Genomic DNA, 12,949 nt, shown 5'->3' on the forward strand with positions numbered 1-12,949 from the left:
GGGTCAGTCCGCGAACGCGGCGGCAAGGTTTTCGGGAAGAGCGAACTCGGCCAGAACGCGGGCGCGCGCATCGGACGACATCTTCCGCGCCGTCTTGAACACGATATCGGCAATCTTCTCGTCGGAATGCCTGGCGGCGAAAGGTGCGAAATACCATTTCAGGAAGACGAAGCAGATCACGTTTTCCAGCGACTGCACCTCGGCATCCCGCTTCAGCCCTTCCTTGCGCAGCATTCGTCCGGCCTCGGCGATCTGCTCTTCCCGATAGCCGGACGCCTTCATGAAGGCCCCTACCCGTTCGGCGTGATGGCGGGCCAGATCGCGCCGCCAGGTCAGGTAGCCGGTTCGTCCCTCGGGATAATCGGTGCGTTTCAGAATCCAGCGCTCGACATGCTGCCCGCGCGCCGCGATCAGCAGCAGGTCGGACGCCTCGGGATAAAGCCGGCGCGCCTCCGCACTCATCCGCTCGCCATAGAGCTGCGCTTCGGGTCGCCCCTCGTCCAGCCTGGGGTCGGCGGCATTCGCCGCATCGATCGCCGCAATCACATCGTCAAGTCTGCTCATGCGCCCGGGCTATCCCAGCCGCCCGCCCCATTCAAGAGCCCGCACTGCGCACTTTGCCGTTTTCCAGACGACCGGCCATGCCTGATATCGGTATTCCCTGACTCACCGCCACTTATCCCCGCGGACTTTTCGGGGCTTGTGCAGTTTCTGCTCCTCTAGAGTCGTTCGCGATCAGGTTGGGGCATAGCCTGCGTTTCGGAGGCAGTTTGCGCTCTCTTTTTTGGCTGATTGCGTCAAGGGCTGTCTTGATCGCATCGCACAAGGTGTCGAAGCACCTTGGGGCGAGGCTGCGGACGATGCATTTGATCTTTGCGAACATCTGTTCGATCGGATTGAGGTCGGGCGAGTATGGCGGAAGGACCCAGTGTTTGTTTCGGGGTGGCCCGACTCCGCCATGTTATGCCGGGGATTGCCCGCAGGTGACGGAGCAGAGCGCCATACACGAGGAGACGGACCATGGGAGGGCGGCTGCGCGTCCAAACGAAAAAGCGCGGGCGGCTGGCGCGTTTCCCAATCACGCCCACGCTTGCCGAAGTCATCGGCGCAACCCCGCCAGGGCAATATTGATCCTGACGAACGCAACCGGGAACCAATTGACCACACATAGGGCTTCAGAGGCCGTCAGACAGTGGTAGGACAAGGTCAAGCTGTCCAAAGACCTTCGGTTGTATGATGCAAGGGGCACAGCCGCCACAATGCTACTAAATGCGGGCCTGTCACTGGCCGAAATCACAAATCACATGGGCTGGTCTGTCCGATACGCGGCGAACGTCATCAAGCATTATGCACGGGTCTCACCCGACGAAACAGACGCCGTTTTGGTCAAACTGGCGCAGTCAAAAAGGGGGGGGCAGCGTGAACAAAACTGTAAACGCACCTGTAAACGGCGCATGGCGCGCAAAGGGTAGTTTGAAGCAAGTCACTGAAAGTAAATGGAGGCGAGTACCGGAATCGAACCGGTGTACACGGATTTGCAATCCGCTGCGTCACCACTCCGCCAACTCGCCGGGGGCATCGTTTCCTTATGGACAAGTGTCAGGGTCGTCAAGGGTCTACCACACCGGCTAACGGTTTCCTGTCCGTGCCTGTTTCGCTTGTCTCAGACAACGATTCCTGTGTTTCGATCATGGTAGGGGCAGTTCATCTTGGACTCGACACGGCTCCGGCGGTGATAATCGCTCCATCGTCGCCAGATAGCGCGGCTCAGATATCTTAAGGCCCGCAGAGCTTCGTTGCGTGCGACGGCGCCCGGGTTCGTCGGCTTCCATGGCTTGGCGGTTTTGCGGGGCGGGATGTCTTTGTTGCACAAATCGGCTGATGATCGGAGTTCCCCATTCCCTGGACAGACCTATAATAACCTTCGAACGGCTGGTTCAGATCGCCAAGCGAGGCAAAGCCCTGCAAGAGTTCCAGATTCTGCACCAGAGCCTTCGGCAATTCCCGCTCGGTGACGATTCCCCAATCCACACCCCGGGCAGACCAACAGCGCCGTTCGATCTCCAGCTTCTCGATGGTGCGCGGCTTGCCCAAGGCATCAGACGGCTTGATCGACCGTGCGATCGTGACGATCCTGCCATCCCGCTCCAGATCGATCACCAGATCGGTGGTCTGGACCAGCGCCACCCGGCTCTTGCTATCGACCGGATGCCGGAACCCGGCCGCTTCGGCGATGCTCTGCGTCTCATCGCGGTCCAGCGGGAACTGCTCGCGGATATCGCGCACGTCATCGCGAAAGTCGTAGATCAGAAAGGCGCAGCGTTCGATATCCGAGAGCAGGTGATGGACGCGCCCGGTAATCACTCCCGAAAGCCGATGCGAGCGACCGCGTGAAGCCACATCCTGCACATTCAGCCAGGGCTGTAGTCGGCGCCCCCCCACGCGCCTCCTTGCAAAAGCACGCGATTCTCGCTTCGTCAAATCCGTAGCACGATCTCGTATCCGTGAGTCCCGGTGACTCGATACGAAATCACACTACCACAGACAGCATTCGACGCCGAACATTATTGGTGGTCGACAGACTATATAGCTTTACGACAAACTACATTGGAACTTCACAACCACCAGATGCCGGGACTGAACACCTACTCCACAGTTACCGATTTGGCCAGGTTCCGTGGTTGATCGACGTCCGTGCCTTTTGCGACGGCCGCGTCGTAGGCGAGGAGTTGCGCCGGCAGGGCGTAGAGGATGGGGGCGAGCTGTGGCGGGACGGCGGGCATGATCATGGTTTGCCAGCAGCCGTCCGAAGCCATGCGGGCGCCTTCGGGATCGGTGATCAGCAGCACCTTTCCGCCGCGCGCCATGACCTCCTGCATGTTCGAGACGGTCTTGTCGAACAATCCGTCGCTCGGCGCCATGACGATTACCGGAACGGTCTTGTCGACCAGCGCGATGGGACCGTGCTTCAGTTCGCCCGATGCGTAGCCTTCGGCGTGAATGTAGCTGATTTCCTTCAGCTTCAGCGCCCCCTCTAGCGCCAGCGGATACATCGCCCCGCGTCCGAGGAACAGCACGTCGCGCGCCTCGGAGATCCCCTTGGCGACCTCGGCGATACGGGCGGATTGCGCGAGGGCGAAATTCATCAGTCCGGGCAGGCGCCGCAGGTTGGCGAGGCTCTCCTCAAGCTCGTCCCGGTAGATATAGCCGCGCTCGAACCCCGCCTTGAGCGCCAGCAGGTGGAGCACCGACAACTGGCAGGTGAACGCCTTGGTCGAGGCGACGCCGATTTCGGCCCCGGCGCAGATCGGCAGCACAACGTCGGATTCGCGGGCGATCGAGCTCTCGGTGACGTTGACAACCGAGGCGATACGGGCGGCCTTGCCCTCGCAATAGCGCAGGGCGGCCAGCGTATCGGCCGTCTCGCCCGACTGGCTGACAAAGATGGCCAGCGTCCGCGGGGCGACCGGCGGTTCGCGGTAGCGGAACTCCGACGCGACGTCGATTTCGACCGGCAGGTGGGCGATCTGCTCGAACCAGTATTTGGCCACGAAACAGGCATAGAAGGCGGTGCCGCAGGCAACCATCTTGATGTGGTCGAACTGGCTGAAATCGATGCCCGGATCGGGAAGCCGGATGTCGCCCGCAGCCAGATAATGGGCCAGCGCCTCGCCCAGAACCGTTGGCTGCTCGTGAATTTCCTTGGCCATAAAATGGCGGTAGCCACCCTTTTCGATCCGGGCGAGGTCGATATGCACCGTCTTGACCGGCCGGTTGACGAGACGGCCGTCCCGATCGCGGATTTCAATCGCACTGCGGCTGAGACAGGCCCAGTCGCCTTCCTCGAGATAGGTGATCCGGTTGGTCAGCGGCGCCAGTGCCATGGCGTCGGAACCGACATAGACCTCTCCCTCGCCATGGCCGATGGCCAGTGGCGAGCCCTTGCGGGCAACGATCATCAGGTCATCTTCGCCCTCGAAGAGGAGCGCCAGCGCATAGGCCCCGCTGAGCCGTTCTATGGCGCGGGCGGCGGCCTCGCAATGCGGCAGCCCCTGATCCAGGTGGTGCTGGACCAGCAGGGCGATGACCTCGGTATCCGTTTCGCTTTCGAAGCACATTCCGGCCGCTTCGAGTTCGCTGCGCAGTTCGCGGAAATTCTCGATGATCCCGTTATGCACCACCGCCACGGTCCGGGCGCGATGCGGATGGGCGTTCTGCACGCTCGGCGCGCCGTGCGTCGCCCAGCGGGTGTGGCCGATGCCCGCCTTGCCGGCCAGCGGTTCGTGGACCAGCAGGTCCGACAGGTTGATCAGCTTGCCCACGGCACGGCGCCGGTCGAGCGCGCCGTCGTTGACGGTGGCGATCCCGGCGCTGTCATAGCCGCGGTATTCGAGCCGCTTGAGGGCTTCGACCAGGATCGGCGCAACCTCGTGATCGCCGAGCACTCCGACAATTCCGCACATCAGGATTTTCCTTCGGCCAGCTTTGCCTTGATGGCGCGCAGGCGGCTCATCAGCCGCCGCGCGAATTCGGGCTTGTTTTCCTGGCGGGGCCGGGCGATGGCCATGGCACCCGCCGGCACGTCCATCGTCACCACGGTTCCCGTCGCCGTCATCGCCTCGTCGCCGATACGCACCGGCGCCACCAGCATCGTATCCGACCCGATGAAGACATCGGCACCGATCTCGGTCCGGTGCTTCATGTGGCCGTCGTAATTGCAGGTGATCGTTCCGGCACCGATATTGCTGCGCGCGCCGATGCCCGCATCGCCGATATAGCTCAGGTGGTTGATCTTGGCGCCCTCCTCCACCTGCGCGTTCTTGACCTCGACAAAATTGCCGACGCGCACGTTTTCGGCCAGTTCCGCGCCGAGGCGCAGGCGGGCATAGGGGCCGACGACCGCCCCGCGCGAGACATGGCAGCCTTCGAGATGGCTGAAGGCGCGGATACGGGCGCCGGTCTCGACCGTCACCCCGGGGCCGAACCAGACATCGGGCTCGACCGTCGCATCGCGCCCGATGGCGGTGTCGTAGCTGAACCAGACGGTATCGGGCGCCTGAAGCGTCACCCCGTTGTCGAGCGCCTCGGCACGGGCGCGCGCCTGAAACGCCGCTTCGGCGGCGGCAAGGTCACGCCGGGAATTCACCCCCATCGTCTCGGCTTCATCGCAGGTGACCGCCGTCGCCGAAAGCCCGCGCCGGCGGGCGATGCCGATGATATCGGTCAGATAGTATTCGCCGGCAGCGTTGTCGTTGCCAACCGCTTCGATCAGGTCGAACAGAAGACCGGCATCGGCGCAGATCACCCCGGAGTTGCACAGCGTGATCGCCCGTTCCGCTGCGGTCGCATCCTTGAACTCGACAATGCGCTCCAGTTCGTCACCGTTCATCACCAGCCGGCCATACCGCCCGGGATCGGCGGCTTCGAACCCCAGCACGACAACCGCATGGCCGTCCCGCGCCTCAAGCATCGACCGAAGCGTTCCGGGCCGGATGAACGGGGTATCGCCGTATAGGACGATCACCTCGCCCTCGAACCCGTCCAGCGCCTCGCGCGCCTGCGCAACCGCGTGGGCCGTGCCGAGCCGTTCGCGCTGAACGACAACCTGCGCCTCGGGGTCGATGTCCCGAACCGACGCTTCGACCGTTTCGGCGCCGTGGCCGGCGACGATCACGGTTTTCCATGGCTCCAGCGCCGCGCCCGAAAGCATGGCGTGATGCAACAGGGAGGTGCCGGCCACCTGATGCAGGACCTTGGGCAGGTCCGATTTCATCCGGGTTCCCTGTCCGGCGGCAAGGATGACAAGACTGGTGGACATGGTGCTGCTCTTTTCTTCTGTCCGGTTCCGTATTACGCGGGGAGCATACCGGCGCAAGAGGCGGCCGGTCACATGCGGTGACACTCTGTAACAGGATTGGGCGCGGCGCGCCCGGGGGCTGCCTTGCGCACGGTTATCTTCGATCTCGACGGAACGCTTGCCGATACCAGCGGCGACCTGATCGCGGCGGCAAACGCCTGTTTCGAAGGGCTTGGCCTCGGCTCGCCGCTCGATCGGGCCGCCGATGCCGCCACGGCCTTTCACGGCGGGCGGGCGATGCTGCAGCTCGGATTCGAACGGCTGAATGCCGCCGATATCGCGCCACTGGTCGAAACGCAGTTTCCCCTGCTGCTGGATCATTACGAGGCGGCGATAGACGTTCACACGCGGCTTTATCCCGGTGCGATCGAGGCGGTGGACAAACTGGCCTCGGCCGGCCACCCGGTCGGCATCTGTACCAACAAGCCCGCATACCTTGCCGAGAAACTGCTGCGGCGGCTTGGGGTGCGCGGTGCCTTCGCCTCGCTGATCGGTGCGGATACGCTACCGGTGCGCAAGCCGGACCCCAGGCCGCTGGCGGCCTCGATCGAACGGGCCGGCGGCTCGGTCCGGCGCGCGGTTCTGGTGGGCGATACCATCACCGACCGGCAAACCGCCCGCGCCGCCGGCATCCCCTGCGTCCTCGTCACTTTCGGGCCGGAAGGGCGCGCCGTCGCAGCGCTCGAACCCGAAGCGCTGCTCGATCGTTTCGGCGATCTGCCGGCGATCGTCGGCGGGCTGCCGGGCTGAGGCTGCGATCAGTATTCCAGCGAAATGGCCGCCGCACTGCTGACGGCAAGCCCGTTTGCGCAATCAGCAGGTCGATCGGTTTCGCCGGCGCAGGCCGAAACCCGTTCGACCATCAGGCGCGAGATATCCTCGCAGCCAATGCCCACAAGGTCGAACTGCTGCACCTTGCTGCGGCCGGCACCGATGCCGCCGAGACGAAAATCCACCTGCCGGTCGAAGGTACCGCCGGCATCGAACACGGCGGTAAGGAGCGAGACATCGACCAGCGCCGGCCCACCTGCGTTGTGCAGCACGAATGTCAGCCGGCATCCGGTTTCGACGGGATCGGCGCGGTTGAGCTCCAGCGCCAGCCCGGCAGGCTGCGCTTCTGCGGGCGACAGCGCGCAGGCACCGGTCAGTGCGGCGGCAAGAACATGGGTGCGGGGCATCGGCTTCGGATCGTCTTGCATCTGGCGGGTGTGATAGTACCCAACGGCGCTAGCATGGCGCGCAGCGGGCGGAAAGCGCCCCGTCGCCCGGTTTTTCCCGGCCGTTGTCGGGATGTGACGGCCGGGAGTATTTCGCACCTGCGGCATTTTTGCATGTGAGCGCAAACTGATGCTGCAACTGCACAATCGCCCGCCCGCGAGCCTTTCATTCAACATACGGTCATGAAAGAGAGTTGGCAGGAGGGGACAAATGCCGATGGGAGGTTCCGGGCGCCTCCGCGTCGTGTCGCGCCGAGGCTCGGACGATGGAAGAGATCATGACCGTACTTACCAATACGCCCTGGGACGAATTGCAGATCGGCATGGAAGCCGAGGTGCGCCGCGTCTGCCGGGCCGACGATTTTTATGTTTTTGCCAATATTACCGGCAACATGAACCCCAAGCACTTTCCCCGCTTCAAGGATCTGGATGGCGCGGCGCTGCAGGAACCGGTGGCGCCGGCGATGTGGGTTTCGACGCTGATTTCCTCGGCGCTCGGCAACAAGCTGCCGGGGCCGGGAACGCTCTACAAGTCACAATGTCTGGAGTTTTTCGAACGTGCCTTTGCCGGCGATGAACTGATCATCCGCGTCAGGGTGACCGAGAAACTGCCGGATCGCGTCGCGCGCTTCGCCTGCCGGGTCGACACGACCGATGGCAAGAAACTGGCCGAGGGCACGGCGGATGTCCATGTGCCCACCGTGCGCATCGACTACCGGGTCGACGACATACCGGGGCTGATCGTCCAGCGGCATATCCATTTCGACGCGCTTCTTTCGGAAGCCGAGCCGCTGCCGCCGATCATGACCGCCGTCGTCGCCCCCGAGACCGAGGATTCGCTGCTGGGGCCGCTGCTGGGCTACGACCATACGCTGATCCACCCGATCCTGATCGGGAGCGCGGCAAGGATACGCGATGCCGCCGGGAAGATCGGGCGCGACATCTCGGGCTTCGATATCATCGACGAGCCGGATCACGCCCGCGCCGCGGCGCTTGGCGTGCGCATGGTCAACGACGGACTGGCGGCGGCGCTGATGAAGGGCAACCTGCATACCGACCTGCTGCTGGGCGAGGTGGTCAAGCGCGACGGCGGGCTGCGCACCGGGCGCCGCCTGTCGCATGTCTTTGTCATGGATGTACCGGGCCTGACCCATCTGCTGCTGATCTCGGACGGTGCGATCAATATCGCGCCCGATCTGGAAACCAAGGTCGATATCACGCAGAACGCGATCGACCTGGCGCATACGCTGGGGATAGCCGAGCCCAAGGTCGGGGTCCTTTCCGCCGTCGAAACCCTGAACCCGAAGATTCAGTCGACGCTCGATGCGGCGGCGCTTTCCAAGATGGCCGAGCGCGGCCAGATCAAGGGCGCGCTGGTTGACGGGCCACTGGCGCTGGACAACGCTGTCAATATTCAGGCCGCACGGACCAAGGGCATCCGGTCGCTGGTTGCCGGGCAGGCCGATATCCTGATCGCGCCGACGCTGGAATCGGCGAACATGCTGGCCAAGGAACTGACCTTCATTGCCCATGCCGAGGCGGGCGGGATCGTCATGGGGGCAAAATGCCCGGTGATCCTGACCAGCCGCGCCGACGACGATCAGGCGCGCCTGGTGTCCTGCGCGGTCGCGGCGCTTTATGCGCACCGCAAACCGCTGACCTGAACGGATATCGGGCCGAACCGGAACCGGCCATCCATCCGGTTCCGCGCACGATGCACTTTTCCGGCAACCGGCCGGACCCATGCGAAAGAACCAGAAGGGGCACAAGATGAAGACGCGTATGCTTGGCGCAAACGGATTCAAGGTCAGCGAGATCGGACTCGGCTGCTGGCAGATCGGCGCCGACTGGGGAACCGGGGTTTCCCGCGATATCGGGGCGGAGATCCTGACCACCGCAGCCAGCCACGGTGTTACCTTCTTCGACACCGCCGATGTCTATGGCAACGGCCGCAGCGAGGACATGATCGGCCAGTTCCTGAAGCACTACGACGATGGCCCGATCCGTGTTGCCACCAAGTTCGGCCGGGGAGTGGGCGTCTATCCCGATGGCTACACCGAAGACGCGCTGCGCCGCAGCGTCGATGCATCGCGCGCACGGCTGGGGGTCGAGGCGCTCGACCTGATCCAACTTCACTGCATCCCGACCGAAGTTCTGCGTGACGGTACGATATTCGACTGGCTGCGCAGGTTGCAGCAGGAGGGTGCGATCCGCCACTTCGGCGCCAGTGTCGAGACCGTCGAGGAGGGCCTGATCTGTCTTGGGCAGGAGGGGTTGCTGTCGCTCCAGGTGATCTTCAACCTGTTCCGCCAGAAACTGGTAACCGACCTGTTCCCGCAGGCCCAGGATAAAGGCGTGGGCATCATCGTCCGCCTGCCGCTGGCCAGCGGTCTGCTCAGCGGCAAGTTCTCCGCCGATACGGTGTTTCCGCAAGACGATCACCGCAACTTCAACCGCGACGGCGCCGCCTTCAACGTGGGCGAGACCTTTGCCGGGCTGCCGTTCGAAAAGGGGGTCGAACTGACCGAGGATCTGCGGACCATGCTGCCCGAGGGAATGACGCTGGCGAAGATGGCACAGCGCTGGATTCTCGATCATCCGGCGGTATCGACGATCATCCCGGGCGCCAGCGCACCCGACCAGATCCTGCGCAATACCGGTGCCTCGGACATGCCGCCGCTGCCAAAGGCGCTGCACGAGAAACTGGCGGCTTTCTATGTCGCGAAGGTCGAGAACAATATCCGCGGCCCCTACTGAGGCCCCGTTGCGATGCGGTCAGCTGGCGGCGGACCCGTCCCCGGCCGCCGCGTTGTCCGACGCCGGCAATGGCGCGCGGTCTTCCCCGTCCGGGCCGCAGAACAGATCGTAGACGACTTCGAGTATCCGGCGCGGCCGGTTGTCGGCGAGCGAATAATAGATCGTCTTGCCGTCTCGGCGCGGCTGGACGAGCCCTTCGAGCCTGAGCCGGCTCAACTGCTGCGAAACGGCGGCCTGCCGGGCCGACAGCAGGCTTTCGAGTTCCGACACCGATTTTTCGCCATTCACCAGGTGACACAATATCATCAGCCGCCCCTCGTGGCTGATCGCCTTGAGGAAACCGGCGGCATCCCGGGCCCGGGTGACGATACGATCCATGTCATCACCCGATGTCCGGTCATCGAACACCGGATGTGCGGTCTCCCGGTCGGAATATGAAAGGCGGTCCATTCGTTCTGCACCCCACTGACGGAGTCGAGAATTGCATCCGAACCGGCTGTTTTCAAGGCAGACCGGCAATGTTGGCGGAAATCGGGCGGCGAAACGGCCCGTCTGTGCGAACGCTGACACTCGCCTGCCGGCGGGCGGCCCTGCGCGAATCGACCGAAAGGCGAACGATTCTCCGGCTTTCAGACCGATCCGGAAACACACCTGTCCTGCGTTCGATCCGGTTATCGGCCGCTATCGCCCCGGCTCGACCTGACCCGGTCGACAGCGTTCCGCCAGCGGGCATGGATTTCGGCGCGCTCCGTCGCGGGTATCGCCGGGGTGAAGGCTTCGCTGGTCCTGTCCCCGGTCAGCGCCGAGGCATCGCAGCCGAGGGATTCGAACGCCATCGTCGCCACGCCGAGCGCGCCGATCTCGGCGACGTCGCGGCGCGTCACCGTCCGGTCGAGAAGATCGGCCTGAAGCTGCATCAGAAAGCCGTTCGCCGAGGCGCCGCCATCGGCCAGCAGGCCATCGAGTCCGCTGCCGACATCGCGTTCCATGGCAAAAAAGACGTCGGCGATCTGCATGGCGATGGCTTCGAAAGTGGCGCGTGCCACATGTGCCGGCGTGCACCCGAGGGTCAGCCCGGCGATGGCGCCCTTGGCGGTATCGTCCCAGTGCGGAGCGCCCAGACCCGAAAACGCGGGCACAACCGTGACACCGTTCGAGTTGCCGACGCTCTGCGCCAGTTCGGACAGGTCCCGTGCGTCGCCGACACCGAGCAGCCCGGCAACATAGGCCGCCGCCTGCGCCGAGATGGTAATGTTGCCCTCAATCGCATAGGCAACCTCGGCGCCGCGCGACCAGGCGATGGTGCCGGACAGCCCGTGGGACGATGGCGTCCGCCCGGGCACCAGCGTCATCAGCGACGAGCCGGTGCCGTAGGTTGCCTTGACGACACCCGGCGCCCTTACCCCGTGGCCATAGAGCGCGGCATGGGAATCGCCCAGCATGGCGAGAATCGGCAATCCGTCCGGCAGGCCGGGCACGCCCCTGGTATGGCCGAAGATGCTGTCCGATGGGCATGGTTCGGGCAGGGCGCTGATCGGCGCGCCGAAAAGCTCGCAAAGCCCGGCATCCCACACCAGCCGTGCGGTATCGAACAACTGGGTGCGCGAGGCGTTGGAATGATCGGTGGCGAAGCGTTCACCCGCGGTCAGGTTCCACAGCAGCCACGTGTCGATGGTTCCCGCCCGGAGCCTGCCCGCGGCCGCCAGACCGGCGGCTTCGGGAACGTTTTCCATCACCCAGCCCAGCTTGCTGGCGGGAAACAGCGGATTGATCGACAGGCCGGTGCGGTCGCTGACCATGGGATCATGGCCCGCCGCCCGCAGGGATTCGGCCGCATCGGCGGTACGCCGGCACTGCCAGAGGATGCAGGGGCCGACGGGCGCACCCGTCTCGCCGTTCCAGACCGCCAGCGTCTCGCGCTGGTTCGAAATGGCAAGCCCGGCGATACCCTCCGCCCCCGCCTGTTCGACGATGCCCGCAATCACATCGAGAACGCTTTGCCAGATGTCCGCAGCCGATTGCTCGGCCCAGCCGGGCCGCGGGTAGCCGGAGGTGCGGGGAACCGAGGCCCTCGCCACGATCCGTCCGTCGCTGTCGATCAGCACCGCCTTGGAATTGGTCGTGCCCTGATCTATGGCCAGTATGCGCGGGGCGATCATCACGCGGCCTTTCTGGCCAGCACCTTGCGCGCGGCATCGGCGATACCGCTCGCGGTCAGCCCGAAACGCTCGAACAGCCATTCGACCGAGCCGGTCGGCACGAAGCCCGGAAACCCGATGAACTCCATCGGCACCGGCGTATTGCGCGCCACCAGTTCCGCCACGGCACCACCGAGCCCGCCGCGAACCGACGCCTCTTCCACCGTCACGATGGCGCCGGTTTCGGCAGCCGACAGGATCGCGGCCTCGTCGAGCGGGTTGATGGTCGAGTGGTTGAGAACGCACGCCGAAATACCCTCGGCGGCGAGTTTTTCCGCCGCATCGGCGGCAAGGTGCGCGGTCGTCCCGCAGGCGACGATGGTCAGGTCGCCCCCCCGACGCAGCACCTCGGCCCGGCCGGGTTCGAAGCTGCGGTTCTCGACCTCGAGCGCGGGCACCGGCATCCGGCTCAGGCGGATGTAGACCGGCCCCTCATGCGCCGCCGCCCATTTGACCGCCTCGGCGGTTTCCCACGGGTCGGCAGGAACGATGACGGTGATGTTGGTCAGCGGCCTGAGCCAGGCGAAATCCTCAATCGAATGGTGGGTCGCGCCAAGCTCGCCATAGGCGATGCCGCTCGACTGGCCGACAAGCTTCACATTGGCGTCGGAATAGGCCACATCGGCCTTGATCTGCTCCAGTGCCCGTCCGGTCAGAAAGCACGAGGCCCCCGACACGAACGGTATCCTGCCACCGTTGGCCAGCCCCGCGCCGCCGCCGACCAGCATCTGTTCGGCGATACCGACATTGACGGTACGTTCGGGGAATTTCTTCTGGAAGCCGTTCAGCTTGGACGATCCGACGCTGTCATTCACCACGACAACGATACGGTCGTCTGCGGCCGCCAGCGCCTCGATCGTTTCGGCAAAGGCGTTGCGGCAATCGAACATCGGGCGGTCTTTCACATCATCGAGGGCCAT

General features: G+C 64.4%; 10 protein-coding genes, 1 tRNA gene and 3 pseudogenes. 3 read left to right on the plus strand and 11 right to left on the minus strand.

The features are described from left to right. Positions 1 to 3: 3 nt before the first annotated feature. The 7 genes and pseudogenes from ACK5IR_RS00595 to glmU form a co-directional block, all read right to left on the minus strand. On the minus strand, positions 4 to 564 hold the full coding sequence (locus tag ACK5IR_RS00595) for a DUF4202 domain-containing protein (RefSeq protein WP_416924847.1): 561 nt from the start codon (positions 562 to 564) through the stop codon (positions 4 to 6). Positions 565 to 676: 112 nt separating this feature from the next. Beyond that, positions 677 to 916, minus strand: a pseudogene (locus tag ACK5IR_RS00600) (hypothetical protein); the annotation flags it as partial. 581 nt (positions 917 to 1,497) lie between these two features. Further along, a tRNA-Cys gene (locus ACK5IR_RS00605) sits at positions 1,498 to 1,571 on the minus strand. Between the two features lie 128 nt (positions 1,572 to 1,699). Further along, a pseudogene (locus tag ACK5IR_RS00610) lies at positions 1,700 to 1,858 on the minus strand (IS5/IS1182 family transposase); the annotation flags it as partial. A gap of 209 nt (positions 1,859 to 2,067) precedes the next feature. Further along, a pseudogene (locus ACK5IR_RS00615) lies at positions 2,068 to 2,442 on the minus strand (TnsA endonuclease N-terminal domain-containing protein); the annotation flags it as partial. A 203-nt stretch (positions 2,443 to 2,645) separates the two neighbouring features. Then, positions 2,646 to 4,463 (minus strand): glutamine--fructose-6-phosphate transaminase (isomerizing), encoded by a 1,818-nt coding sequence (gene glmS, locus ACK5IR_RS00620; protein ID WP_416924849.1) that lies wholly within the window; start codon positions 4,461 to 4,463, stop codon positions 2,646 to 2,648. Next, positions 4,463 to 5,818: a bifunctional UDP-N-acetylglucosamine diphosphorylase/glucosamine-1-phosphate N-acetyltransferase GlmU gene (gene glmU / locus ACK5IR_RS00625; protein WP_416924851.1), complete on the minus strand. Its 1,356-nt coding sequence runs from the start codon at positions 5,816 to 5,818 to the stop codon at positions 4,463 to 4,465. Before glmU ends, glmS begins: the two co-directional genes overlap by 1 nt. Before the next feature lie 123 nt (positions 5,819 to 5,941). Between glmU and ACK5IR_RS00630 the strand changes: the two genes are divergently transcribed. After that, complete coding sequence (locus tag ACK5IR_RS00630; RefSeq protein WP_416924853.1) at positions 5,942 to 6,607, plus strand: HAD-IA family hydrolase; 666 nt, start codon at positions 5,942 to 5,944, stop codon at positions 6,605 to 6,607. An 8-nt stretch (positions 6,608 to 6,615) separates the two neighbouring features. Here ACK5IR_RS00630 and ACK5IR_RS00635 read toward each other — a convergent pair whose 3' ends face one another. Further along, entirely contained in the window at positions 6,616 to 7,035 is a 420-nt protein-coding gene (locus tag ACK5IR_RS00635) for a hypothetical protein (protein WP_416924855.1), read from the minus strand. Between the two features lie 317 nt (positions 7,036 to 7,352). Between ACK5IR_RS00635 and ACK5IR_RS00640 the strand changes: the two genes are divergently transcribed. Then, positions 7,353 to 8,738 (plus strand): bifunctional enoyl-CoA hydratase/phosphate acetyltransferase, encoded by a 1,386-nt coding sequence (locus ACK5IR_RS00640; RefSeq protein ID WP_416924857.1) that lies wholly within the window; start codon positions 7,353 to 7,355, stop codon positions 8,736 to 8,738. Between the two features lie 106 nt (positions 8,739 to 8,844). Then, positions 8,845 to 9,831, plus strand: coding sequence for an aldo/keto reductase (locus ACK5IR_RS00645; RefSeq protein ID WP_416924859.1), 987 nt, complete (start codon positions 8,845 to 8,847; stop codon positions 9,829 to 9,831). 18 nt (positions 9,832 to 9,849) lie between these two features. Here the strand turns inward: ACK5IR_RS00645 and ACK5IR_RS00650 are convergent, their stop codons facing one another. From ACK5IR_RS00650 to ACK5IR_RS00660, 3 genes are all read right to left on the minus strand, one after another. Then, entirely contained in the window at positions 9,850 to 10,209 is a 360-nt protein-coding gene (locus ACK5IR_RS00650; protein ID WP_416924909.1) for an ArsR/SmtB family transcription factor, read from the minus strand. A 293-nt stretch (positions 10,210 to 10,502) separates the two neighbouring features. Further along, a complete protein-coding gene (locus tag ACK5IR_RS00655) occupies positions 10,503 to 11,990 on the minus strand; it encodes an FGGY family carbohydrate kinase (RefSeq protein WP_416924911.1) in 1,488 nt (495 codons plus the stop codon). After that, the gene (locus ACK5IR_RS00660; protein ID WP_416924861.1) at positions 11,990 to 12,949 is read right to left on the minus strand and encodes a transketolase family protein; all 960 of its coding nucleotides are present in this window, start codon (positions 12,947 to 12,949) and stop codon (positions 11,990 to 11,992) included. Before ACK5IR_RS00660 ends, ACK5IR_RS00655 begins: the two co-directional genes overlap by 1 nt.

This window comes from Tropicimonas sp. (assembly GCF_047971885.1).
In the GTDB taxonomy this organism is placed as follows: Bacteria; Pseudomonadota; Alphaproteobacteria; order Rhodobacterales; family Rhodobacteraceae; genus Tropicimonas.

Excerpts from the sequence above, each read along its gene's own strand:
- ACK5IR_RS00595 (WP_416924847.1), bottom strand. The coding sequence starts at position 564 with ATGAGCAGACTTGACGATGTGATTGCGGCGATCGATGCGGCGAATGCC.
- glmS (WP_416924849.1), bottom strand. The coding sequence starts at position 4,463 with ATGTGCGGAATTGTCGGAGTGCTCGGCGATCACGAGGTTGCGCCGATC.
- glmU (WP_416924851.1), bottom strand. The coding sequence starts at position 5,818 with ATGTCCACCAGTCTTGTCATCCTTGCCGCCGGACAGGGAACCCGGATG.
- ACK5IR_RS00635 (WP_416924855.1), bottom strand. The coding sequence starts at position 7,035 with ATGCCCCGCACCCATGTTCTTGCCGCCGCACTGACCGGTGCCTGCGCG.
- ACK5IR_RS00640 (WP_416924857.1), top strand. The coding sequence starts at position 7,353 with ATGACCGTACTTACCAATACGCCCTGGGACGAATTGCAGATCGGCATG.
- ACK5IR_RS00645 (WP_416924859.1), top strand. The coding sequence starts at position 8,845 with ATGAAGACGCGTATGCTTGGCGCAAACGGATTCAAGGTCAGCGAGATC.
- ACK5IR_RS00650 (WP_416924909.1), bottom strand. The coding sequence starts at position 10,209 with ATGGATCGTATCGTCACCCGGGCCCGGGATGCCGCCGGTTTCCTCAAG.
- ACK5IR_RS00655 (WP_416924911.1), bottom strand. The coding sequence starts at position 11,990 with ATGATCGCCCCGCGCATACTGGCCATAGATCAGGGCACGACCAATTCC.
- ACK5IR_RS00660 (WP_416924861.1), bottom strand. The coding sequence starts at position 12,949 with ATGGCCCTCGATGATGTGAAAGACCGCCCGATGTTCGATTGCCGCAAC.